Annotated in this window: 18 protein-coding genes; 12 read left to right on the top strand and 6 right to left on the bottom strand. The window is 71.3% G+C overall.

The window, feature by feature from the left end; all coding sequences use genetic code 11:
* Positions 1-22: 22 nt before the first annotated feature.
* Both JNW89_RS03560 and JNW89_RS03555 read right to left on the bottom strand, forming a co-directional pair.
* Positions 23-1807 carry an N-acetylglutaminylglutamine amidotransferase gene (locus JNW89_RS03560; RefSeq protein WP_238447687.1) on the bottom strand — a complete coding sequence of 595 codons (1785 nt, stop codon included), beginning with the start codon at positions 1805-1807 and terminating at the stop codon, positions 23-25.
* Between the two features lie 305 nt (positions 1808-2112).
* Positions 2113-2853, bottom strand: a complete 741-nt coding sequence (locus JNW89_RS03555) for an SDR family oxidoreductase (protein WP_238447683.1) — start codon at positions 2851-2853, stop codon at positions 2113-2115.
* 126 nt (positions 2854-2979) lie between these two features.
* Between JNW89_RS03555 and JNW89_RS03550 the strand changes: the two genes are divergently transcribed.
* On the top strand, positions 2980-3489 hold the full coding sequence (locus tag JNW89_RS03550; RefSeq protein WP_255540354.1) for an Rrf2 family transcriptional regulator: 510 nt from the start codon (positions 2980-2982) through the stop codon (positions 3487-3489).
* 195 nt (positions 3490-3684) lie between these two features.
* Here JNW89_RS03550 and JNW89_RS03545 read toward each other — a convergent pair whose 3' ends face one another.
* Both JNW89_RS03545 and JNW89_RS03540 read right to left on the bottom strand, forming a co-directional pair.
* On the bottom strand, positions 3685-3924 hold the full coding sequence (locus tag JNW89_RS03545) for a 4-oxalocrotonate tautomerase family protein (RefSeq protein ID WP_238447681.1): 240 nt from the start codon (positions 3922-3924) through the stop codon (positions 3685-3687).
* Between the two features lie 35 nt (positions 3925-3959).
* On the bottom strand, positions 3960-4676 hold the full coding sequence (locus JNW89_RS03540) for an SDR family NAD(P)-dependent oxidoreductase (RefSeq protein WP_238447680.1): 717 nt from the start codon (positions 4674-4676) through the stop codon (positions 3960-3962).
* Positions 4677-4814: 138 nt separating this feature from the next.
* On the opposite strand from JNW89_RS03540, the gene JNW89_RS03535 reads away from it, so the two are divergent.
* The 10 genes from JNW89_RS03535 to JNW89_RS03490 all read left to right on the top strand — a co-directional run bounded on the left by JNW89_RS03535 (position 4815) and on the right by JNW89_RS03490 (position 18582).
* On the top strand, positions 4815-5432 hold the full coding sequence (locus JNW89_RS03535) for a TetR/AcrR family transcriptional regulator (protein WP_238447679.1): 618 nt from the start codon (positions 4815-4817) through the stop codon (positions 5430-5432).
* A 212-nt stretch (positions 5433-5644) separates the two neighbouring features.
* Entirely contained in the window at positions 5645-6616 is a 972-nt protein-coding gene (locus JNW89_RS03530) for an MBL fold metallo-hydrolase (protein WP_238447678.1), read from the top strand.
* Between the two features lie 227 nt (positions 6617-6843).
* Positions 6844-8892, top strand: coding sequence for a glycogen debranching N-terminal domain-containing protein (locus JNW89_RS03525; protein WP_238447677.1), 2049 nt, complete (start codon positions 6844-6846; stop codon positions 8890-8892).
* A 64-nt stretch (positions 8893-8956) separates the two neighbouring features.
* Positions 8957-10177 (top strand): low temperature requirement protein A, encoded by a 1221-nt coding sequence (locus tag JNW89_RS03520; RefSeq protein WP_238447676.1) that lies wholly within the window; start codon positions 8957-8959, stop codon positions 10175-10177.
* Between the two features lie 183 nt (positions 10178-10360).
* A complete protein-coding gene (locus JNW89_RS03515; RefSeq protein ID WP_238447675.1) occupies positions 10361-11311 on the top strand; it encodes an NADP-dependent oxidoreductase in 951 nt (316 codons plus the stop codon).
* 439 nt (positions 11312-11750) lie between these two features.
* Positions 11751-13130: a ferric reductase-like transmembrane domain-containing protein gene (locus JNW89_RS03510; RefSeq protein ID WP_238447674.1), complete on the top strand. Its 1380-nt coding sequence runs from the start codon at positions 11751-11753 to the stop codon at positions 13128-13130.
* Positions 13131-13175: 45 nt separating this feature from the next.
* Positions 13176-13658, top strand: coding sequence for an FMN-binding protein (locus JNW89_RS03505; protein ID WP_238447673.1), 483 nt, complete (start codon positions 13176-13178; stop codon positions 13656-13658).
* Positions 13655-14389: an FAD:protein FMN transferase gene (locus JNW89_RS03500; protein WP_238447672.1), complete on the top strand. Its 735-nt coding sequence runs from the start codon at positions 13655-13657 to the stop codon at positions 14387-14389. Before JNW89_RS03505 ends, JNW89_RS03500 begins: the two co-directional genes overlap by 4 nt.
* Before the next feature lie 169 nt (positions 14390-14558).
* Complete coding sequence (locus JNW89_RS03495; RefSeq protein ID WP_238447671.1) at positions 14559-15905, top strand: SWIM zinc finger family protein; 1347 nt, start codon at positions 14559-14561, stop codon at positions 15903-15905.
* The gene (locus JNW89_RS03490; RefSeq protein WP_238447670.1) at positions 15898-18582 is read left to right on the top strand and encodes a DUF6493 family protein; all 2685 of its coding nucleotides are present in this window, start codon (positions 15898-15900) and stop codon (positions 18580-18582) included. The genes JNW89_RS03495 and JNW89_RS03490 overlap by 8 nt, the downstream gene beginning before the upstream one ends.
* A gap of 30 nt (positions 18583-18612) precedes the next feature.
* Here JNW89_RS03490 and helR read toward each other — a convergent pair whose 3' ends face one another.
* The gene (gene helR, locus JNW89_RS03485) at positions 18613-20751 is read right to left on the bottom strand and encodes an RNA polymerase recycling motor ATPase HelR (protein WP_375155039.1); all 2139 of its coding nucleotides are present in this window, start codon (positions 20749-20751) and stop codon (positions 18613-18615) included.
* A gap of 417 nt (positions 20752-21168) precedes the next feature.
* Here helR and JNW89_RS03480 point away from each other — a divergent pair, with 417 nt between their 5' ends.
* Positions 21169-21510: a hypothetical protein gene (locus tag JNW89_RS03480; RefSeq protein WP_238447668.1), complete on the top strand. Its 342-nt coding sequence runs from the start codon at positions 21169-21171 to the stop codon at positions 21508-21510.
* A 220-nt stretch (positions 21511-21730) separates the two neighbouring features.
* Here the strand turns inward: JNW89_RS03480 and JNW89_RS03475 are convergent.
* Positions 21731-22048, bottom strand: a 318-nt coding sequence (locus JNW89_RS03475) for a glycerol-3-phosphate dehydrogenase C-terminal domain-containing protein (protein WP_305070494.1), incomplete at its 5' end; no start/stop codon positions are given.

The following is a 22048-nucleotide window of genomic DNA, read 5'->3' as shown; positions in this document are numbered from 1 at the left end:
GGACGCGCGAGCGCGCCGGGAGTCAGTGGATGTCGTGGGTTTGGAGCCAGAGTTCCAGCAGGCCGAGCTGCCAGAGCTTGTTGCTGCCGGCGGCGGCCTGCGCCTGCGCCGGTTCGGCGAGCAGGTCGGCGACGTACCCGGACCGGAACAGGCCGCGTTCCCGGGCGGCCGGCGCGGTCAGGGCCTCCTCGACGAGGTGCCGCACCGGCCCGTCGACGTTGCGCAGGGCGGGTACCGGGAAGTAGCCCTTGGGCCGGTCGATCACCTCGGCCGGCAGCACCTCCCGGGCCACCTCCTTGAGCAATCCCTTACCGCCCTGGGCCACCTTGTGCTCTGGCGGGCAGGCCGCGGCGAGGGCGACGAGGTCCTGGTCCAGGAACGGGGTGCGCACCTCCAGCCCCCACGCCATGCTCATGCTGTCCACCCGCTTCACCGGGTCGTCGGGCAGCATCAGGTGGGTGTCCAGGCGCAGCACCGCGTCCAGCGCGGTGTCCGCGCCCGGTGCGGCCAGGTGCGCGTCGAGCAGTTCGCGACTCGCGTCGTGGTCGCACGCGTACGCCGGGTCGACCACCCGGTCCAGTTCCGCGTGCTCGTGGTCGAAGAACGCGGCGGCGAACGTCTCGGCGGCGCCGTCGCGGGATACCCGCGTGAGGGGCTGGTGGTAGGCGTAGCCGGCGAAGACCTCGTCGGCGCCCTGGCCCGACTGGGCCACCTTGACCTGGCGGGCCACCTGCTCGGAGAGCAGGTGAAAGGCGACCACGTCGTGGCTGCCCATCGGCTCGGTCATCGCCTCGATCGTCCGGCGGACCGCCGGCACCAGGTCGTCGTCGCCGAGTTGGATGCACTGGTGGTCGGTGCCGAAGGTGGCGGCGACCAGGTCGGAGTAGTGGAACTCGTCGCCCACCTCGCCGCCGCGGCTGTCGAAGCCGATGCTGAACGTCTGGAGGTGGTGCTGCCCTGCCTCGGCGAGCAACGCCACGATCATGCTGGAGTCCAGGCCGCCGGAGAGCAGCACCCCGACCGGTACGTCCGCCACCAGTCGCCGCCGCACGGCCGTGCGCAGCGCGTCGCCGGCCGCGGCCTGCCAGTCCCGCGCGTTCATGCCGGCGTGTGCCGGGTCCCGTTGGTAGTCGGGCTGCCAGTAGACGCGCTCGCGACTGCGCCCGTCGGACTCCACCACCCGCACCGTGGCCGGGGGGAGCTTGCGCACCCCGCGCAGGATGGTCCGGGGCGCCGGCACGATCGAATGCCAGGACAGGTAGTGGTGCAGCGCCACCGGGTCGATGCCGGTGTCCACGTCACCGGCGGCCAGTAGCGCCGGCAGGGTGGAGGCGAACCGCAGCCGCCCGGGCGACTCCGCCAGGTAGAGCGGCTTGATACCCAGCCGGTCCCGGGCCAGCACCAGCCGGCGCCGCGGCCGGTCCACGAGCACCACGGCGAACATGCCGACCAGGTGGTCGACGAACCGCTCACCCCACTGCGCGTACGCCACGAGGATGACCTCGGTGTCACTGGTCGAGTGGAAGGTGTGCCCGGCCTCCCGCAGCTCATCGCGCAGCTGGTGGTAGTTGTAGACGCAACCGTTGAAGATGAGCCCCAGCCCCAGGTCCTCGCGCACCATGGGCTGGCCGCCCGCCTCGGACAGGTCGATGACGGTCAGCCGGCGGTGTCCCAGGGTGACCCAGCCGTCGCTCCACAACCCTTCGCCGTCGGGGCCCCGGGAGCGCATCGCCTCGGTCATCCGGGTCACCGCGTCGTCGTCGGGGGTCGCGCCGTCGAACCTCGCCTCACCGCTGATGCCGCACATCTCACCGAGGCCCGATCGCTCGACGTGCACGCAACACGACAACACTCCTGCCACCGTCGTCTGCCGGTTGAAGATCGGCCGGCGGTACCGGAGCCGGCGACTACCCGATGCCCACCCCGGGAAACCCGACCGCCGACCTCGCGTTCTCCGGCGCGCCGCCGGCGGCGACGGACGGGTGTACGACCGGCCTCCGGGGGTAGGGACATCTCCGGGTCAAGAAATGCGGGCGTGAGCATCGGGGGCGACTCCGGCATCGGCCGGCGCGCCCCCGATGTTCGCCGCAGCTCCTGACGACCGCACCCCGGTCAACGGGCGGACTGCATCCAGTCCTGGTAGTGCGTGGGTGCCAGGTGTGCGTCCGGGCCCGCGATGAGCACGTCGCCGGAGACGGCCGCGAACATGCCGGCCCCGTCGTCCCTGACGACGTTCCGGTTGTCCTGCTGCGCGGCCAGGGTGACCCGGCCGAGGTCGTCGAGGGCGAAGACATCCGGGCCGGCGACGTTGCGAATGCCCTGCAGCGGCGTGCCGGTGGCGACGTCGACGACCGCGTCGACGACGTCCGCGGCGGCCATCGGCTGGATACGGGTGCCGGGCAGGCGAACGGTGGTGTCGTCGGAGGTCCAGGACAGGACCGCGTCCATGAATTCGAAGAACTGGGTGGCGCGCACGATGGAGTACGGGGTCGGCCCCTGCCGGAGCAGGTCTTCCTGCAGGGTCTTGGCGCGGTAGTAGTCGAGCTCGGGCACCTGGTCGACGCCGACGATCGAGAGGACCACCTGGTGCCGGACGCCGGCGCGCTGCCCGGCGGCCAGCAGGTTGGTCATGGTGGTACGGAAGAAGTCGAGCGAGGCCTCGTCGAAAGTGGGCGAGTTGGAAACGTTGACAACCACGTCGGCGCCCTCCAGCGCCTGGTCCAGGCCCTTCCCCGTGAGCAGGTCGACCCCGGTTGACAGCGCCGCGGGGACGGCCTCGTGTCCGGCCGCGGTCAGCTTCTGGACCACCTGCGAGCCGATCAGTCCGGTACCACCGACGACTGTGAGCTTCATGGCTCTCACCTTTCCACGCGCGCCGCGCAGGCACGCCAGATTTGTCGAGGACAAACCCCGAACTCGGACAACTCTTGTCCGAGACACTAGTCGGATAAACTTTGTCCGAGTCAATCGGGGGGTCGGATGAAGCTGTCAGGTGGAGTCGAGTGGGCACTGCACTGCTGCGTGGTGCTCACCACGGCGACGGAGCCCGTGCCGGCTGCCCGGCTCGCGGAACTGCACGACGTCTCCGGCAGCTACCTGGCCAAACAGCTGCAGGCACTCTCCCGCGCCGGCCTCGTGACCTCCGTCCAGGGCAAGGCGGGCGGATATGTGCTGACCAGGTCACCCGAACTGATCACCGTGCTCGACGTCGTCGCCGCCGTCGACGGCGCTGCGCCCGCGTTCGTCTGCACCGAGATCCGCCAGCGCGGCCCCCTGGCGACACCGCAGGAGGCCTGCACCCGGCCCTGCCCCATCGCCCGCGCGATGGCCGGCGCCGACGCCGCCTGGCGCGCCGCCCTACAGGCGGTTTCCATCGCAGACCTCGCCAGCGGTGTCGACGACGACTACGGCCCTGCCGCGCTCGCCAGCTTGGGCACCTGGCTCACGGCGCGGAACGAGGGCGATTCCGCGACCGGCGAGCAGGGGTGATGGGCGCCGGTCGGATCCAGCGTTCCTGACGGGGACCGGAGACGATGATCGGCCGGTGGGCGAAGCCGCCCACCGGCCGATTGCCCCCCTTGGGGGAACTCTCAACGCTGCCATCGGTCCTGTCGGTGCAGGTTCACGACGACGTCACCCACTTCCGCCGTCCGCAGCGCACGCCGCGGTACCGGGCAGGCGGTCCTATTCGCCGGAGCGTGCCCGCTGCTGTTCGCGGAACTGCTCGACCGGCAGGCCGCCCCGGCCCCAGTTCTCGGTCGCCACCTCGTCGATGACGACGAAGGTCGAGTCCAGCGGCTTGTTGAGGACGTCGCGCAGCAGTTCGCTCACGCCCTTGATCAGCGCGGCCTTCTCCTCGGCGGTCGCCGCCGACGCGCCGGGCGCGCTGCCCTCGCGGGTGATCTGGATGTTGACGATCGGCATTCGATGCTCCTGTCTACGGGTTCCGGTGCGGGCGGTCAGCGCCCGGCGTTCTGGCCGCCGTCGACGTGCAGGATCTCGCCGGTGACGAAGGGCGCGGATTCGAGGTAGACGACGGCGTCGACCACGTCGCTGGTCTCGCCGATCCGGCCGACCGGGTGCAGGCCGGCGAGCGCGTCGTGGGTCTCCACCGGGTGCATCGGGGTCTTGATGATCCCGGGCGCGACAGCGTTGACCCGGACTCCACGACTGGCGTACTCGATGGCCAGCGACTTGGTGGCGGAGCTGAGGCCACCCTTGGTCAACGACGCGAGCGCGGACGGGACGTGCGAGCTGGGCTGGTCCACCAGGCTGGTCGTGATGCTGACGATGTGACCGTTGCCGGTTGCCAGCAGGTGCGGCAGGACCCGCCGGGTGAGGTGGAAGAAGCCGAGGAGGTTGACCTTGGTGACCTGGTCGAAGTCCTCGTCGGTGTAGTCGGTGAACGGCTTGGCGACGAAGATGCCGGCGTTGTTGACCAGGCTGTCGATGCGGCCGAAACGCTCCACCGCCGCGTCGACCACCCGCTGGGCGGTGTCGGGGTCGGCGATGTCGCCCCGGATGGTGACGATGTCCGAATCATGGGCATCGCCGATCGAGCGTGAGGTTGCCACGACGCCGTAACCGAGCTTGCGGTACGCGTCCACGAGGCCGGCGCCGATGCCCTGGGAGGCCCCGGTGATCACGGCGACCTTCTGACCCTGACTGCTGCTCATGACGAACCACTTCCTGGCTGGCCGAAGCCCTGGTAGGACGGCGGCTGACGGGCCGGGGGCCGCGATCGCGCGCACCCGGATGACCACTAGACGACTGGTCGACTAAAAGCTAGCCGACCGGTCGTGTATCGTCAAAGCATGGGTAGGACCAGTGACGCACGGAACAAACTCCTCTACGCGGCGGCCACGCTGATCGAGCAGCGCGGCTACGCGGCGCTGGGGGTCGCCGAGATCTGCACGACCGCCGGCGTGCCGAAGGGCAGCTTCTACTACTTCTTCGAGTCCAAGCAGGCGCTCGCCCTCACCGTCATCGACGAGCACTGGGCGACCCAGCGCCGCCAGTGGGAGGAGTTGCTGGGCAGCGGACGCGACCCGCTGCGCCGCCTGCGGGATCTGTTCGAGGCCACCGAGGAGGTGCAGCGCGCCGGGCAGCAGCAGGTCGGGCTGGTCGCCGGCTGCCTGTTCGGCAACCTCGCCCTCGAACTCAGCAACCAGGCGGAGGAGATCCGGCGTCGGCTCCAGGAGATCTTCGACGCCCAGATCGACCTCATCGAGCAGGTGGTCCTCGAGGCGAAGCAGCAGGGCCAGGCCGGTCCATCGGTCGAATCCCGGGAGGCCGCCCGGTCCATCGTCGCGCAGATCGAGGGGCGGGTCCTGCTCGCGAAGCTGCTCAACGATCCGGCGCAGCTGGAGACGCTGTGGCGCAACTGCCTGGACCTGCTCCAGGTGCCGGCGCACGCGCGGCCGACCGACTGAGCGACGCCTGGCCGAATCGGGTGGTGCGGAGCCTCCGAGCCATCGGAGAAGCGCGCCGCGCCCTCAGGTGTCCCCTTGCGGATGAGCATCGGGCGATACGGCTACCGGCCCGGACCCCGCCGAGGACGATCGAGCGTGCGCCAAGGCGGTTCGGCACCCAGCGACCGTGGCGCACCGTTGGTCAGTGCGGTTGGCGAGGCAGGGAGCCACACGTGTCGGAATCGCCGTACTCGGACCTTGCCGAGCGCGCGCGGGAGCTACCGACGGCCCCGGTGCCGCAGGCCGCCCTGGGCCCCGAGGTCCCCGAAGCCGGGTACGTCCTGGAGGAGATCGCCGACGGCGTGTTCTGGCTCAGTGAGGGCATGTACCAGATGATGTTCGTGGTCACGGACGAAGGCGTCATCGCCGTCGACGCGCCACCCACCCTCGGCCACAAGATTCTCCGCGCGATCGGCAGCGTGACCAGCCGCTCCATCACCCAGGTCGTCTACAGCCACCAGCACTCCGACCACGTCGGGGCGATGTCGGTCTATCCCGAGGACGTACCGCGCTACGCGCACCGGATCACGGCGGAACGACTCGCGCTGCTCCGCGACCCCAACCGCCCGCTGCCGACCCACGTCTTCGACGACACGCTGACCATCGAAGCGGGAGACCACAGCCTCCAGCTCGACTACAAGGGCCCCAACCACGCCGAGGGAAACATCTTCATCTACGCCCCGACGCAACGCGTACTGATGCTCGTGGACGTGATCTTCCCCGGCTGGGTCCCGTTCTCCAACCTCGCCGTCTCGGCGAACATCCCCGGCTTCGTCAACGCGCAGGAACAGGCGCTCGAATACCCCTTCGACAAGCTCGTCGGCGGACACGTGACGCGGCCCGGCACCCCGGACGATGTCCGGACGCAGATCGAATACCTGCAAGACCTCCGCTCCACCACCGAGGCAGCGCTCTCCTCGGTCGACGTGCAGAAGCTCCTGACCCCGGTCGACGCCACCAACGTCTGGGCCATCTTCAAGGCCTACCTCGACGCCGTGGCCGCCCGGGCCGCCGATGAACTCGTTCCGCGGTGGAGCCAGCGTCTGGGCGGGGCCGACATCTTCACGCTACCGAACGCATGGGCAATGGCCGAAGCCCTCCGGCTGGACTACGGCAGCATGGGTCCGTTCGGCATCGCGCCCTGAGGCGACCACGGACCCCGCACCGGCGGCGCGACACGAGCCCCCGATGACGCCGCCCGAGGCGGTCCAGCCCTCGAGGCCGTTAGCCAGACAGATGCGCCGATCTACCTGCAGGACGTGAGGAGCGCTCATAGGCTGCGGACACGCGCCCGCCTTGACGCGAGCCCAACTCGCAGCCGAAGGAGGTGTCGGTGTCGGCAACATCCGGGCGTCCCACGCCCGCGGATCCGATGGTCAACGGGACCGCCCGGCGCGTGCCGAGCGGCGCGTGCCGTGACCTTCCGCCCGAGTTGGGGCCGGACGCGATCGGCGTGTTGGAAGGGCGCACCTTCATGCTCTCCGACGCCGTGGGAAACGTGCCGGACGGGTCCATCGGCGGGCTCGTGCACGACGACACCCGCTTCGTGAGCAGGTGGGTGCTGACGATCGGTGACGCACCGCTGATGGTGCTCTCCTCCGGCACCGTCGACCCGTACTCGGCGGCCTTCTTCCTGGCCAACTCGGAGCTACCGGGGCTGCCGGCCAACCGGGTCGGCGTGCGGCGGCAACGGTTCGTCGGCGACGGGCTCTACGAGCGCGTCGAGCTGCGCTACTTCGGCATCGAGCCGGCCCAGGTGCGGCTGCGGCTCGCGGTGGGAACCGACTTCGCGGACCTGTTCGAGATCAAGGAGTCCGGCCGGGACCGCAGCCCGCACATCGTGCGCCGGCACGCGTCGGACGGGTCGGCCCTCGAGTTCGCGTACCGCAACGGCGACTACGCGGCGACGGTGCGGATCGAGGCTGACCCGCCGGCCGACCTGGTGGACGGAGACGCGCTGGAATGGAACCTGAGGCTGGCGCGCGGACAGCAGTGGGGTTGTGAGCTGTGGGTACCGCTGCGCTGCGGCGAGGAGGACTACCGGCCCACGCCCCGCGAGTTCGGACAGTCCGTCGACCACGGCATGGAGGATCCGTCGACCCGGTGGGCGGCGAGCAAGCCGCACCTGCACGCGGACGCCGACCTGGTCCGGGACGTCTACCACAAGTCGGCGGTGGATCTCGTGTCGATGCGGATCGAGAAGACCATCGCCGGGGAACCGGTCGTGCTGATCGCCGCCGGCCTGCCGTGGTTCCTGACCGTCTTCGGCCGGGACACCCTGATCACCGCCTACCAGACCATGATGTGCGGCCCCGACGTCGCCCGCGGCGCCCTGATCGTGCTGGCCGCCCACCAGGCCACCACGTTCGACGAGTTCACCGACCGGGAACCGGGCAAGATCTTCCACGAGTACCGGTCGGGCGAGCTGACCCGGCTCGGCCTCAAGCCCTACCGCCCCTACTACGGCGGCGCCGACACCACCGCGCTGTGGCTGATCCTGCTGTCGGAGTACTGGCGGTGGACCCGCGACGACGAACTCGTCCGCCGGCTGCGCGGCAACGCCGACGCCGCCCTGGGCTGGATCGACCACCACGGCGACCGCGACGGCGACGGCTACGTCGAGTACGCCACCCGCTCCGACCAGGGCCTGGGCAACCAGTGCTGGCGGGACTCCCCCGACGGCGTGCAGTACGCCGACGGAACCGTCCCGGTCCTGCCGATCGCCACCTGCGAGACCCAGGGCTACACCTACGACGCCAAGGTGCGCCTCGCCGAACTCGCCGACGGCCCCTGGCAGGACCCGGACCTGGCCCGGCGGCTGCGGGCGGAGGCCGACCGGCTGCGTGAGCGGTTCGACCGGGACTACTGGATCCCGCGGCGGGGCGGCTACTACGCCGTCGGGCTGGACGGGGACAAGCGGCCCATCGACTCGATGACCTCCAACATGGGTCATCTGCTGTGGAGCGGCATCGTGCCCGAGGACCGCGCCGGGCACGTCGCCCGGCAGCTCATGTCCGACGAGATGTTCTCCGGCTGGGGTGTCCGCACCCTGTCCACCGCCGACACCGGCTACAACCCCATCGGCTACCACCTCGGCACCGTCTGGCCGCACGACAACTCCATCGTCGCGGCGGCCTCGCCCGCTACGGCTACCGGGACGAGGCGAACCGCATCGCCATGGCCATGCTGGAGGCCGCCCGCCACTCCGAGCACCGCCTGCCGGAGGCGTTCTCCGGCTACGACCGGTCCTTCGGCCGCCAACCCGTGCCCTACCCCACCGCCTGCAACCCGCAGGCCTGGGCCAGCGGTGCACCCCTGCTCCTACTGCGCACCATGCTCGGAGTGCAACCGCAGGCGGACACCCTCGTCGCCCACCCACATCTGCCCGAGGAACTCGGCCGGATCCGGCTGCACCACGTGATGGCCGGGGGCCGGCGGTGGAACATCGACGCCATCGGCTGCCACACCACCGTCACCGAAGCGACGTGACGGCCGGGAGCGGAGCGGAGCGGGCGGGCGGGCGGCGACGTTTCTTCGGCGCGGTCAGTCCCACGGGTGAGGGCCAGCCGGTGACCCGGTTCGAGCTGTTGTTCGACCTGGTGTACGTCTTCGCCGTCACGCGGGTGACCGATTACATGGCGCGCGCCCACACCGCCGAGGGGGTGGTGCAGGGCTTGCTGCTGCTCGCCCTGTTGTGGTGGACCTGGGCGGGGTACGCGTGGCTGGGGAACCAGGCTCGCGCCGATCAGGCCCTGCTGCGGGCCGGCATGTCGGTCGCGATGGCGGCGCTGTTCGTCGTCGACCTGACCATCCCCGAGGCCTGGCACGACAAGCCGGGCGGCCTGAACGGCCCGTTGGTGCTGCTGGCTGCCTACCTGGTCGTGCGGTGCCTGCACCTGGCCGTCTACTCGGTGGCGGCGGCCGGCGATGCGGGACTGCGCCGGCAGCTTGCGATCACGTGGATTCCCACCCTGGCCGGCGCCGCCCTGCTGCTGATCGGTGTGCTGCTCGGCGGCTGGCGGCAGACCGTGCTGTTCGCGGCGGCGCTGCTGGTGGACTGGGGCGTCGTGTTCGTCACCTCCCGTCGCGGGAACTGGCGGGTGCACAGCGCCAGCCACTGGAGCGAGCGGCACGACCTGTTCGTCATCCTGGCCATCGGCGAGTCGATCCTCGCCATCGGTATCGGCGCCGCCGACCAGCCGATCAGCGGGCCGCTGCTGGTGGCGGCCGTGCTGGGGGTCGCGGTCGCGATCGGCCTGTGGTGGCTGTACTTCGACCTGGTGGCCCCCGCAGCCGAGCAGCGGCTCGAACAGGCCCGGGGACAGGCCCGGACGACGCTGGCGGTGGAGGCGTACTCGTACGCCCACTTCCCGATCATCGCGGGGATCGTGCTCGCCGCGCTCGGTGTGGAGGGGGTCCTCGCTCAGGCGTCCGGGCACGGAGAGCTGGGCTGGTTCTACGCCGCCGCGCTGTGCGGCGGGGCGGCGCTCTATCTCATCGGTCACCTGCTGTTCGCCAACCGGATGCGATACGGGGTGCACGTCGGGCGGCTGGTGACCACGGCCGTGCTGCTGGGCTGGCTACCAGCCGCGGCGGTCCTGCCGTCGCTGGTCGCACTCGCCGTGGTGGTGGGTATCCTCGCCGCCCTGATCGCCGGGGAAACCGTCCGGTACGCCGACCTCCGGCGGGCTGTGGGGCACGGGTGAGCCGACGCCAGGTGCAGGCGGAAATCAGGACGCTGGTGACGGTGCTCGGCGACGCTTGTCTGCGCCCGAGGGCGAGGGATCGCGGAAGTTGGGCGGGCGGCTGCCGCACCGCTCGATAATACGAAGGTCACTCTGGGGGCCAGCGGGCTGATCGACATGCCTCGGGAAGGGAGCAACCGTCGGATGAGCACGATGCACGCCGTGAGGGCGCACAGCCGGGGCGGCCCGGAGCAACTCGTGTACGAGGAGGCGCCGCGGCCCGAGCCGGGGCCCGGTGAGGTGTTGGTGGCCGTGAAGGCTGCTTCCATGACACCCCACGAGCTCACCTGGCCGCAGACCTGGACCCACAGCTCCGACGGGACAGGACCCGAACGCACCCCGATCATCCCGTCGCACGAGTTCTCCGGAGTGGTCGCGGCGTGCGGCGCGGGGGTGGAGAGCCCCGCCGAGGGAGAGGCCGTCTACGGGTTGATCCCGTTCACCCGGGATGGCGCTGCCGCCGAGTACGTCACCCTGCCCGCGGCCGTCGTGGCGGCCAAACCCGTCACTGTCGACCATGACCACACCGCGGCGCTCCCACTGGCTGCGCTGAGTGCCTGGCAGGCACTGGTGGACCACGCCGATCTGCAGGCCGGCCAGCGCGTGCTGGTGCAGGGCGGCGCCGGCGGCGTGGGCGCCTACGTGGTGCAGCTCGCGGCCAGCATCGGTGCTCGCGTGAGCGCCACGGCGGCGACGACCGACCTGGAGTTCGTGACGGATCTGGGTGCCGAGCAGGCCATCGACTATGCGCACGACCGCTTCGAGGACCAGGTCGGCGACCTGGACGTCGTCGTCGACCTCGTGGGAGGAGGCACGCAGTCGCGGTCCTGGTCCGTTCTGAAGCCGGGCGGCATTCTGGTCAGCCTGGCCGATCCTCCGGACCAGGAGGAAGCAGCCCGGCACGGCGTCCGCGGGGTGTACTTCATCGTCGAGCCCGAGCGGAACGCGTTGGATTCCATCGCCGAGCTCGTCGACCACGGCCACTTGCGGCCGGTAGTGGACCGGGTACTGCCCCTCACCGAGACGCGCTCGGGTTACGAGGCGCTCGAGACGAGCAAACGCCGCGGAAAGATCGTCATCCACGTCGCCGACTAGGCCGGTGTCGACGTCGCCGGTGACGCCCACGGGGAGTCGGGCCGGGACGGCCACCTGCCCGTCGGGCCGTCGGGCCGTCGGGCCGTCGGGGCGTCGGGCCGTCGGGCCGTCGGGGCGTACCCGGGGCGAGACCGTCGCCGACGGCCGCCGCGGTCCGGACGGTGGGTGTCGTGGGCGGTTCGCTTCCGATCCGTCATCGACAACTCGATGCTGCCCACGCCCGGCGCCTGACCGCCGGTTCGCTCCCCGGCTGACATGAACGGCGCGGATGCGGGAAGAAGCGGTTTCCGCGATCGCGCTCGATCATCTTTGTCCGGTGCGGTGATTTCTGACCGATTCTCCGATCGCACCACACGCTCGCCGCCGGAGCCCGAATGGCGCTGGGGGAAATCCGACGGATGGCGGGCGAACAGGCGGGGCGGGTGCGGAAGGGGGTGTCGTGACGGGAAAGGCGCAGGCGGCCAGGCCCGTACGAGCCACCGCGTCGGCGTGGTGGGCCGATGCGATCGCCTCGGCCGCCGCGGTCAGCCTGCTGGTCGTCGTCGCGCTCTGGGTGCGGGGCGGCGGTGTGCAGGCTCTTCGGGGCTGGGCGGCGGGCCTGACGTCGCTCGGCCGGTTGACCGGGCTTGTCGCGGCCGACCTGCTGCTCATCCAGGTGCTGCTGATGGCGCGCGTGCCGTGGATCGAGCGCACCTACGGACAGGACGTGCTCGCCCGTTGGCACCGCGTCGTCGGGTTCACCTCCTTCGATCTGATGCTCGTGCACATCGTGCTGATCACGGTCGGCTACGCCGCGACGGATGGGGTTTCCGTGACAGGCGAGGCGTGGACCCTCGTCACCACGTACCCGGGAATGTTGCTGGCGGCCGCCGGGGCGGCCGCCCTGACGATGGTCGTGCTCACGTCCCTGCGGGCCGCGCGGCGGCGGCTGCGCTACGAGGCGTGGCACCTGCTGCACCTGTACGCCTACCTCGGCGTCGGCTTGGCGCTGCCGCATCAGCTCTGGACCGGGGCCGACTTCACCAGCTCCCGGGCCGCGACGCTGTACTGGTGGACCGCGTACGCCGCGTGCGCCGGCGCGGTGGTCGCCTTCCGGCTCGGGCTGCCGGCCTGGCGGACGCTGCGGCACCGACTCACGGTCGCCGCAGTCGTCCCGGAGGCCCCAGGCGTCTACTCCATCTACATGCGCGGACGCCATCTGGACCGGTTGCCGGCCCGCGCCGGGCAGTTCTTCCAGTGGCGGTTCCTGAGCGGCCCGGGTTGGAGTCGCGGCCATCCGTACTCGCTGTCCGCGGTACCAAGTGCGGACACGCTGCGGATCACGGTGCGATCCCGGGGCGAGGGCAGCGAGCAGGTATCAGAGTTACGGTCTGGGACCCGTGTGCTGATTGAGGGGCCGTACGGCCGGCTGACCGCCGCCCGGCGCACGGCCGCGCGGGTAGCCATGATCGCGTCCGGTATCGGAATAACCCCGCTGCGGACGTTGTTGGAAGAGTTACCGTACGCGCCAGGCGAAGCCACGCTGCTGTACCGGGCGCGCTCGGCAGAAGACCTGGTGTTTCGCCAGGAACTGGAGCGCCTCGCGGCCGTCCGTGGCCTGCGCGTGGAGTACCTGCTGGGACCGCGCGGGCGGGCGGGTTCATGGTTGCCGGCCGGGTTCGGCGACGACGCGAAAGCCTTGCGTGAGCTTGTCCCGGACATCGAGCAGTACGACGTGTTCGTCTGCGGACCGGATGAGTGGATGCGAACGGTCGTACGGGCGGCTCGGCAGGCAGGCGTGCCGGCGGAACGCATTCATCTTGAACGCTTCACCTGGTAACTCGACCACCCATCCTCATTGCGCTCGCAATCGGAGGAGGACGACATGCGCAAGATCACTATGTGGTTCCTGGCAACGATCGCCGTGGTGGTACTTCTCTTCAGCTACCGGACGTCGACCGGGCCCGACAACTCGGCTTCGGCCGGGACCGTTGGCGCCAGCGCACCGGGCGTGGTGACCGGCCCCGGTGCGCCGGCGGACCCCGGGAAGTCACGGGGCACCGTCGCACGGTCCGGTTCCACCACGGTCGCCGACGGCCCGGTCGTGCAGACGAAGCGCGGGCGCGTCCAGGTGCAGGCACACATCAGCGGCGGCCGGATCACCGACATCACGCCGCTGGCGGTGCCGAACGTGAACAACCGCGACCGCGAGATCAACAAGCGTGCGGTGCCGCAGCTGCGCGCGGAGGCGCTCGCCGCGCAGAGCGCGCAGATCGACGCGGTGTCCGGGGCGACGGCGACCAGCGAGGGCTACACGAAGTCCCTCCAGGCCGCGCTGGACTCCGCTGAGTTCAAGGCCAAGCCGTGACCAGGCAGGCATTCGTCGAGCAGATCATGGGTCTGCCCGTCAGCGTGCATGTGCGCGGTCCCGGCGCCGACTCCCCGGCGGCGGCGAACGCCGTCGCCGGGGCCTTCGCCGAACTGCGCGCGATGGACGTCGTCTTCAGCCCGTACCGCCCGGACAGCCGGGTGAGCGCGCTGAACCGGGGAGAGCCGGTGGACGATCCGTTGGTCGAGGCGGTGCTCGACCTGTGTGAGCAGGCGCGGCAGCGTACCGACGGCTACTTCGACGCGTACCTCCCGGAACCGGGCGGTGGCACCCGCTTCGACCCGTCCGGCCTCGTCAAGGGCTGGGCCGTCGAGCGCGCCGCGGAGCACCTGGAGGGGTACGCGTTCTACCTGAACGCCGGTGGGGACATGACGGTACGCGGGTCCTGGCGCGTGGGCGTCGAGGATCCGGCGCAGCCCGATCAGCTCCTCACCGCCATCGAGGTCGTCGACGGGGCCGTCGCGACCTCGGGCAGTGCACACCGCGGAGCGCACATCGTCGATCCGCACACCGGCGCCCCCGCCCGAGGCCTGCGCTCGGTCACCGTCATCGGGCCGTCCCTGACCTGGGCGGACGTGTACGCCACCGCAGCGGCCGCGCAGGGGCCCGAGGCAGTGACCTGGCTCGCCACGCTACCCGGGTACGAGGCTCTGCTCGTCGGCGACGACGGTGCCCTACTGGCCACGCCCGGCTGGCCACTGCCCGCGTAACGCGCGTTGAGGCAGGCGACATGGAAAGCCGCTGACTGCTGATCGCTGGGTGAGACAGGAAGCTGGACCGCCTATTTCGTCCAGCCGGCAGGCTGCGGGACAGCGCGGTGGGAACAGCGCGTGGCACGATTCGCGGGCGCCCGAGCGGGACTCCCGGAAGGATCGTCATTTGAGCGCGACAGCGCCCGCCCTGGACACCCGGATCTATCGGCACGCGTCCGGACTGTCCGACGGTAACCTCGCCCTCGCCACGTCTGCGCCGGATCCGGTGGACGAACAGACTTTCTTCGCCGGCTTCGTGCGCACGCCCCGGGTGGTCGCCGGTGGCCTGCTGGCGCTGGCCGATATCGCGGGTACGGACTTTCGGCAGGCCCGTACCGACCTGGCCCGTGGCCGGGATCCGGTGGTCACCGGCGACGGCGAGCGGCTGCGGTTCGAGGCGCTGTCGACCTGCGGTGGTCTGTACGGACGGCTGGACCTCACCGCCGCCGAGCTCGATGGCGCGACCGTCCGGCGTGGCACCACCAACGTGGACATCAACCCTCCCCTGTACGAGTCGCTGACCAGGGTCGGTGGTGAAGACCCGTTGCGTATGTCGGTGGGCGAGGAGGGGCTCGCCGTGTCGACGCTCGACGGCAAGGTCGTCGAGAAGCGGGTGCCGCTGCCGGCGCGTTGGCTGCGCGGGCTGGCCGAGGTGGCGGCGCACGCTCTGCCGATGGACCCGCGGCTGGAGATCCGGTCCGGACGTGCCGTCGCGCTGCTGGCCGAGATGTCGGCGCGCACCGCCCGGCAGGCCCGCTGGCTTCTGCCGGCCGGATCCGGGTGGCGGTCCACCACCCGGCCGGTTCCCGGCGCCGTCTGCGTGGTCGACGGATTCCGGCTGTCGGTGCTGCGGCCGCTCCTTCCCCTGGCGCAGACGTTGACCCTCTACGCACCGCCGATCACCGGCGCACCCGCCCAGGTGAGCGGCTGGGTGCTGGACTTCGGCACGGCCCGGTTCACGCTGCTGCTCTCGACCGCCGTCAGCCAGGGCTTCGCCGGCGACGGTCAGTTGCTGACCGACCTCGGGTCCGGGTCCGCCGACGCCGACGCCGAAGCACTGGATGCGCGCCTGGCCGTCGATCCGGTCATCGACCGCGCATCGGTCGCCGCGCTGACCGGTTGGGACGCTGCCCGGGCCACGTCCGCTCTCGCCGCGCTGGCCACCGCGGGCCAGGTCGGGTATGACGTCGCGGAGGCGTCGTCGTTCCACCGCCCGCTGCCGTACCGGGCAGACCTGGTCGCCGCGCTGCACCCCAGGCTTGCCGCAGCCCGGATCCTCACGACGACGGGCGGCATGGTGGTGACCGCGGCCGGGATCGAGGTGACCTCCGGCGGGTCCACGTACCTCGTGCATCGGCGCGGCGACGAACACGCCTGCACCTGCGCCTGGTGGGCGGAACATCAGGGTCGGCGGGGGCCGTGCAAGCACGTCGTGGCGGTTGTCATCGGGCAGACGGGACAGCAGGGTGAATGACGTCTGGCGCGACGTGTGCGCGCGGATCGACGACGCCGACTTCGACGCGCTCGCCGACGTGCTTGCCGGTCTGGACGCCACCGGGCGGACAGCGCTGCTGCCGATGCTGGAAGGGCACACCCCGACGCGTGCGGAGCCGGAGCCGGTCGTCCGCCCACCGGCGGAGCCCGAGCCCGAGCCCGAACCGCCCAGCAATGGCGTCTTCGCGTTCGCGTTCGTCCTGTCCAGCGACGACGACCCGCCGCCCCGGGACCTCGAAGGCCTCCGCGCGTACGCCGGCCGCCAGCGGCTGCGCGAGCGCGAACGCCGGTGGGCCAGTGAGAAGTGGCACCTCGAGCGCCAGGCGGCCCAGGCCGCCGCCCGGCTGACCGAGCGCCGCCACGCCGCCCTGGCGATGGCCATCGTGGCGTGCCTGCCGACGGCCACCGAGGCGGTGAAACGCCTGCACCGCCCGTGGACCGCCGGCCCGTCGCTGCGCGTGGTGCCCGAGGTGGTGCCCGCCCTGCTCAGCGTGCGCGGTGCGGCATGGGGCACCGCCCTCGCCCGCGGCATGGTGCGGCGTGCGGGATCCCGCAACCGGACCACCCCGTGGCCGTTCACCGAAGCGCTCATGCGGGCCGTGGGCACCGAGCCACCGGACACGCCCGGCGCCGTCGCACGGTACGTGGAGATGTGGCGCCCATCGCTCACCTCCTTCCTCGCCGCCGATCCATGGCTCGACCACGTACTGCCGTACCTCTTCGACGAGGACCGGGTGGCCGCCGTGTTCGTCACCGGCGCGGCCCGCCGTGACTGGCCGCCGGCGCTGATGGAGTTGGCGAGCAGCGGGCGCGTCGACCGCGCGGTGCTCATCGCGGGGTGCCTGCGCCGCCTGCGCGCCGGCGGGCGCAAGGGACTGCTGCAGCCGTACCTCGACATGCTGAGGCAGCTGGCGCCGGGCACCGACGAACTGGCCAGGCACCGGCAGGAGCTGACCGGCCTGCTGACGGCACCGATGTCGACGGTCGCCGACTACGCGTACACGTCGCTGCAGTCCCTGCACCGGGTGTCCGAACTGGATCAGGCCACACTGGCCGAGATCACCCAGGGCATGCTGTCGCGCCAGGAGAAGAAGCTGGTCCGCGCGCATCTCGCCTGGCTGCGCAAGCTTCCGCTGGAGCACCTCGTGGAGGGGCTGGTGGTCGGGCTGCACCATGCGGTGCCCGAGCTCGCCGAACGCACCGTCGAGCTGATCGAAGCGCGGCTGCCAAGCCTGTCCGAAGCAGCCCGCGCCCGGTTGGCTGCCGAGGTCCCGTCGCTCGACGGTGTCGCCGCGCACCGACTCGCCGCGCTGCTCGGCTCCGGGCCACCCGCCCCCGCATCCGTCCCCGTCCTCGTCGCGGAGCCGCCGGCCCAGATGCCGCCACCGCTGGACCTCGGCGCGGTCGCCGGCGAGCTGGCGATCCTGCTGCGTCGTGGCGACGACGACCCGATCCGGCACGAGCTGGTGCTCGACGGGTTGGTGCGCGCGGCCGGCGCGGACCGGGACGCCGCCGCTCGGGTGCTGGCGCCGTTGATCCCGCAATGGCCCGGGCTCTGGCCGGCCCTGGTCGCCGCCGCCATCGGACGCGACGCGCCACCCCATCCCGCGTACCACCCGCAGTACCACACGGAACAGCATCCGATGACGCTCCTCGTGGAACGCCGGGTCGCCGAACTCACCGCGCGGCTGGTCACTGCCCCGCCGGTGGCGCTACTGGCCACTCCGGCCACGGTCGCCGGACACGTCGACCCGGCCCGCGTTCTCGGCCTCCTGCTGGAGGCAGAACGCGACGGCTGGCAACCTGGCGAAGCCGACCTCGCGCAGGCCATCCTGCGCCTGCCTCGCGAGGTGGACCCCACCGTCCGGGCGGCCGCCGCGCGCCTGGTCTCACCGGCCGGCCGCCGGTTCGCCGGCTGGCTGGCCACGCCCGCCGAACCACGAATCTGGGTCGAGGAGGTCAGGCATCATCCGTCCGTCTCCGGCCGGCGGATCGCGATGCTGGACCCGGCCGGCCTTCCGGCCGAACTCGCCGATCCGCGCAGCGCGACCGAACGGGCCAGGTCGGCCCGGCACGCACGAGCCGTGGCCCTGTGGCCGATGATCGCGCCGTCGCACCGCGAGGCGATGGCCGCGCACATCCAGCCGTTCGTCGCGTCCATCGTGGACCGCGGCAACCCCGGTACGGGTTTCCTCGCCGGGCTCGCGGCCGCCGACGGCCCGGCCGGCCCGGCGATGTCTCTGACGATGGCGTACGCGCTCGCCAACCACCGGCACACCGTGCGACTGGCGGCCGGCGACGCGCTCATCGAACTCGCCACCCGACCGGGCTGGGACAGCACCGGTGTCGGGGCGGAGGTCGGGGCACTCGCCGCAGCAGATTGGATCGTGCTGCAGCGGATCGTCCAGCCCTTGGCCGAAGTGCTCAAGGCCGGCGCCCGCGATGCGGTCTGGCAGGTGACGGCCGCGGCACTGCCGGTCCTCCTGCCCGCCGGACCGCGCCCTGGCCTGGCCGACCTCGTCGACCTCGCCGCCAACGCCGCTCCTCGCGACGGCCACTGCGCCGACCTGCCGGGCCTGGCCGCGCTCGCCACCAGGCCCGGCCGCAACCGCCTCACCGAGGCCGCCCGTCGGCTCGCCGCATCCATGACGACCTGACCTCTTGCGGACCGCCGACGAGGTCACCGATCACGTCAGGATGACGAGTTGCTGGGTCGCTCGGGTCATCGCGACATAGCGGTCGACCGCTCCTTCGATGCCGTCGCCGAATGCCTCCGGGTCGATGAGGACGACCAGGTCGAACTCGAGCCCCTTCGACAGTTCCGGGGTCAGCGACCGGACGCGGGGCGTCGGCGGGAAGGTGGGGTCGCCGATGACGCAGGCGATCCCGTCGGCGTGCGCCGCGAGCCAGGTGTCGAGGATCGAACGCAGATCAGCAGCAGATCCGTGTACGACGGGGACGCCGCTGCTGCGGATGGAGGTCGGCACGTTGGCGTCCGGCAGCACGGCCCGGATGACCGGCTCGGCTTCCGCCATGACCTCCTCCGGCGTCCGGTAGTTGATGCTCAGGGAGGCCAGGTTGATCCGGTCGAGCCCGATCCGCTCGAGCCGTTCCTGCCACGACTCCGTGAACCCGTGCCGGGCCTGGGCGCGGTCCCCGACGATGGTGAAGCTCCGGGACGGGCAGCGCAGCAGCAACATCTGCCACTCCGCGTCGGTCAGTTCCTGAGCCTCGTCCACGACGATGTGCGCGAACGGGCCGGCGAGCCGGTCCGGCTCGGCGCTGGGCAGTACGGCCTCGTCGACCAGGGCATCCTGGAGATCCAGTTGGCGCAGGCTCGACAGCACGCCTTCACCGTCGTCATAGGCGTGGGCCTCGATCAGCTCGTCGACGACCGTGGCCATGCGTTCCCGTTCGACGGCGACAGCGGCGTCATGCCGACGCTTACGCCCCGACGCCTCCGGGTCGCCGAGCCGCTGCCGTGCCGCGTCCAGGAGCGGCAGGTCGGACACCGTCCAGGCCTGCGCGTTGCCGCGCTGCAGCTTCCGAATGTCGTCCGGACTGAGCCAGGGTGCGCACTTGCGCAGGTAGGCGGGCACCGACCACAGGTCTCCGACGAGGTCGGTCGCTTCGAGCAGCGGCCAGGCGCGGTTGAAGGTCGTGAGCAGTTGCCTGTTCCGCACCAGCGACCTGCGGACCAGGTCGTCCGGCTCATCGCCGTCGTACTTCTCGATCAGGATCGTCAGCAGCTCTTCCCAGATCTCGTCACGCGCCTCGTTGTGCGGGGTACCGGGGTCCGGTGCGTCGAACGCCTCGGCCCAGTCGTCGGCGCTCAGCCAGATGTCGGACTCGTCGGTCGGGACCGTCATTCCCTTGGTCGGCGGCTCCTCGTAGAACCTGACGGCCGCCTCGATCGCCTTCACCAGGTCCGCGGACGACTTCAGGAGGGCCACGTCCGGGTCGCTCTCGATGGTTGCCGCGGCACCCTCGGGCACGAGGTCCCGCAGGGTGCAGGTCTGCACGTCCTCTTCGCCGAGGCTGGGGAGAACGTCGGCGACGTAGGCCAGGTAGGGCTGGTGCGGACCGACGAACAGCACGCCGCCCCGACCGTGACCGAGGCGAGGATCGGCGTAGCGGAGGTAGGCGGTGCGGTGCAGAGCGACGACGGTCTTCCCCGTACCCGGACCGCCGTCGACGACGAGCGCGCCGCTCGATCCCGCGCGGATGATGGCGTCCTGGTCGGCCTGGATCGTGCCGAGCACGTCCCGCATCCGGGCCGACCGGCTGCTGCCCAGGCTGGCGATGAAGGCGGACTGGTCGTCGAGCGCGGCGTGCCCTTCCCACCCGTCCGCGCTGAACACCTCGTCCCAGTAGTCGCTGATCCGGCCGCCGGTCCACCGATACCTGCGGCGGCTCGCCAGGCCCATCGGGTTGGCGTGGGTCGCTCCGAAGAACGGCTCAGCCGCGGGCGAGCGCCAGTCGAGCAGCAGCCGGCGACCCGCGCTGTCCGTGAGGCCGCGTCGCCCGACGTACACCGGCTCGGGGTTGTCCGCGCTGACCATGCGGCCGATGCACAGGTCCACCCCGAAACGCCGCAGGGCACGCAGGCGAGCGGTCAGCCGGCGGACCTCCTGGTCCCGGTCCATCGCCTGCCGGCCTTTGCCACCGGGCGCCTTGCGCGCGGCGTCGAGGCGGGCGGACAGATCGGCGATCGACTGCTCCAGGCTTTCCGCGAGAGCAGCGAAGTGCTGCTCGTCGTGGGCGATCAGCGGCGGGTCGGCCTTGGCCGCAAGCCGGTCGGGAAGGTCGAACGCGCTGGTGGTCAGCGAATTCACGTCATCAGCTCCGATCTGGTGTGCTGGCAATGGGAGACGAGTGCGTGGCGTTGATCGAGCGCGCATGGGGGCTGCCCAAGCCCCCTCGGGTGGTGGCCGGCGTTCAGGAACCCCACCAACTCGGCCGGGAGCGGGCGTTCGCCTGGCAGGGTCCACGGGATGGTCTGCGCGAAGTCGAGGTCCGTCGACTCAGTGCGGCGCCGCCGTTTCCGCGCTGCGTTCGTCGCCGGTAAGAATGTTTCGGTACTCCCATTTCCGCTGGTTCTGGGGCTCGGCCGGCAATTCTGCGGCACGACCGGGGTCTTGCCGCAAGCCCCCCGGTGCGGTATATGTTGAAGGTGGAAGGGAGTGTGTACTCCCCTTTTCTCCTGATCGCCGGCGGAGCGGTCGCACGGAAGATTCGCCCACGTGACTGACGGATGGCCGACGGCACTGCGCACCGCGCTCCGGCGCGGGCAGCTGCTCGTCGCCGAGGTCCCCGCCGTCCTGCCCGATCACCGAGCCTGGATCGCCGTCTATCCGGTCCGGCGCCCCGCCGCCCACCGTGACGAGCAGGTCTTCACCATCTTCCACCGCGAGTTCGACAACAGCTACCTCGACAGCGACCGGTGCATCGGGCCGGACGACGGCATGACGGACGTGCGAATCGCACAAGCAGCGGACGAGAACGCGCTGAACGACGTGCTCATCGGCTGGGGCATCGACCCTGGCCAGCTTTCCTACGTCCATCGGACCGACTACCCCGTCTGATCCGGGCCGGCAGCCGCTGAGGAAGACAGCCGCGGAGACCGATTCGAACGACGTCGTGGGGGAACCGCGGTGGATATCGACGCGCTGTTTCCACGCGCGCACGCACACCGCGGGACTACCTGGACCTCGTCGCGGACCCACGAATCGATCAGGACGGGCTGCGCACTCTCGCCCGTAGTCCCTCTACTCGTTCGTACGGCTGGCCGTCGCCATGGGCATTTCAGGCCGACGCTGCGGTGGGGTTTGCCGTGCCCTCGGCAGCCAGCGCGAGAACATCCCGCGCCACGGACAGCGCGGCCTCGCGGTGTGCCGGGACCAGTCCGATCCGGGTACGTCGGTCGAGCAGGTCGTCGACGGTGAGGGCGAGTTCGTGGCGGGCGGCCCAGAGCAGTTCGGCGCCGGTGACCGGGATGTCGGAGCCGATCGGCCGGCGGAGGTCGGCCGGCGCCTCGGCCAGCACGGCGACCGCTTCGGTGCCGTACCGCTGAACGAGCCGGCGTGGCGCGGGGACCCGGGCCAACTGCGCCCTGCTCGCGGC

It is taken from the genome of Micromonospora sp. 4G55 (assembly GCF_016803375.1).
Note: the sequence above shows the minus strand (reverse complement) of the source record. Positions and strands in the feature narration are given on the sequence as shown.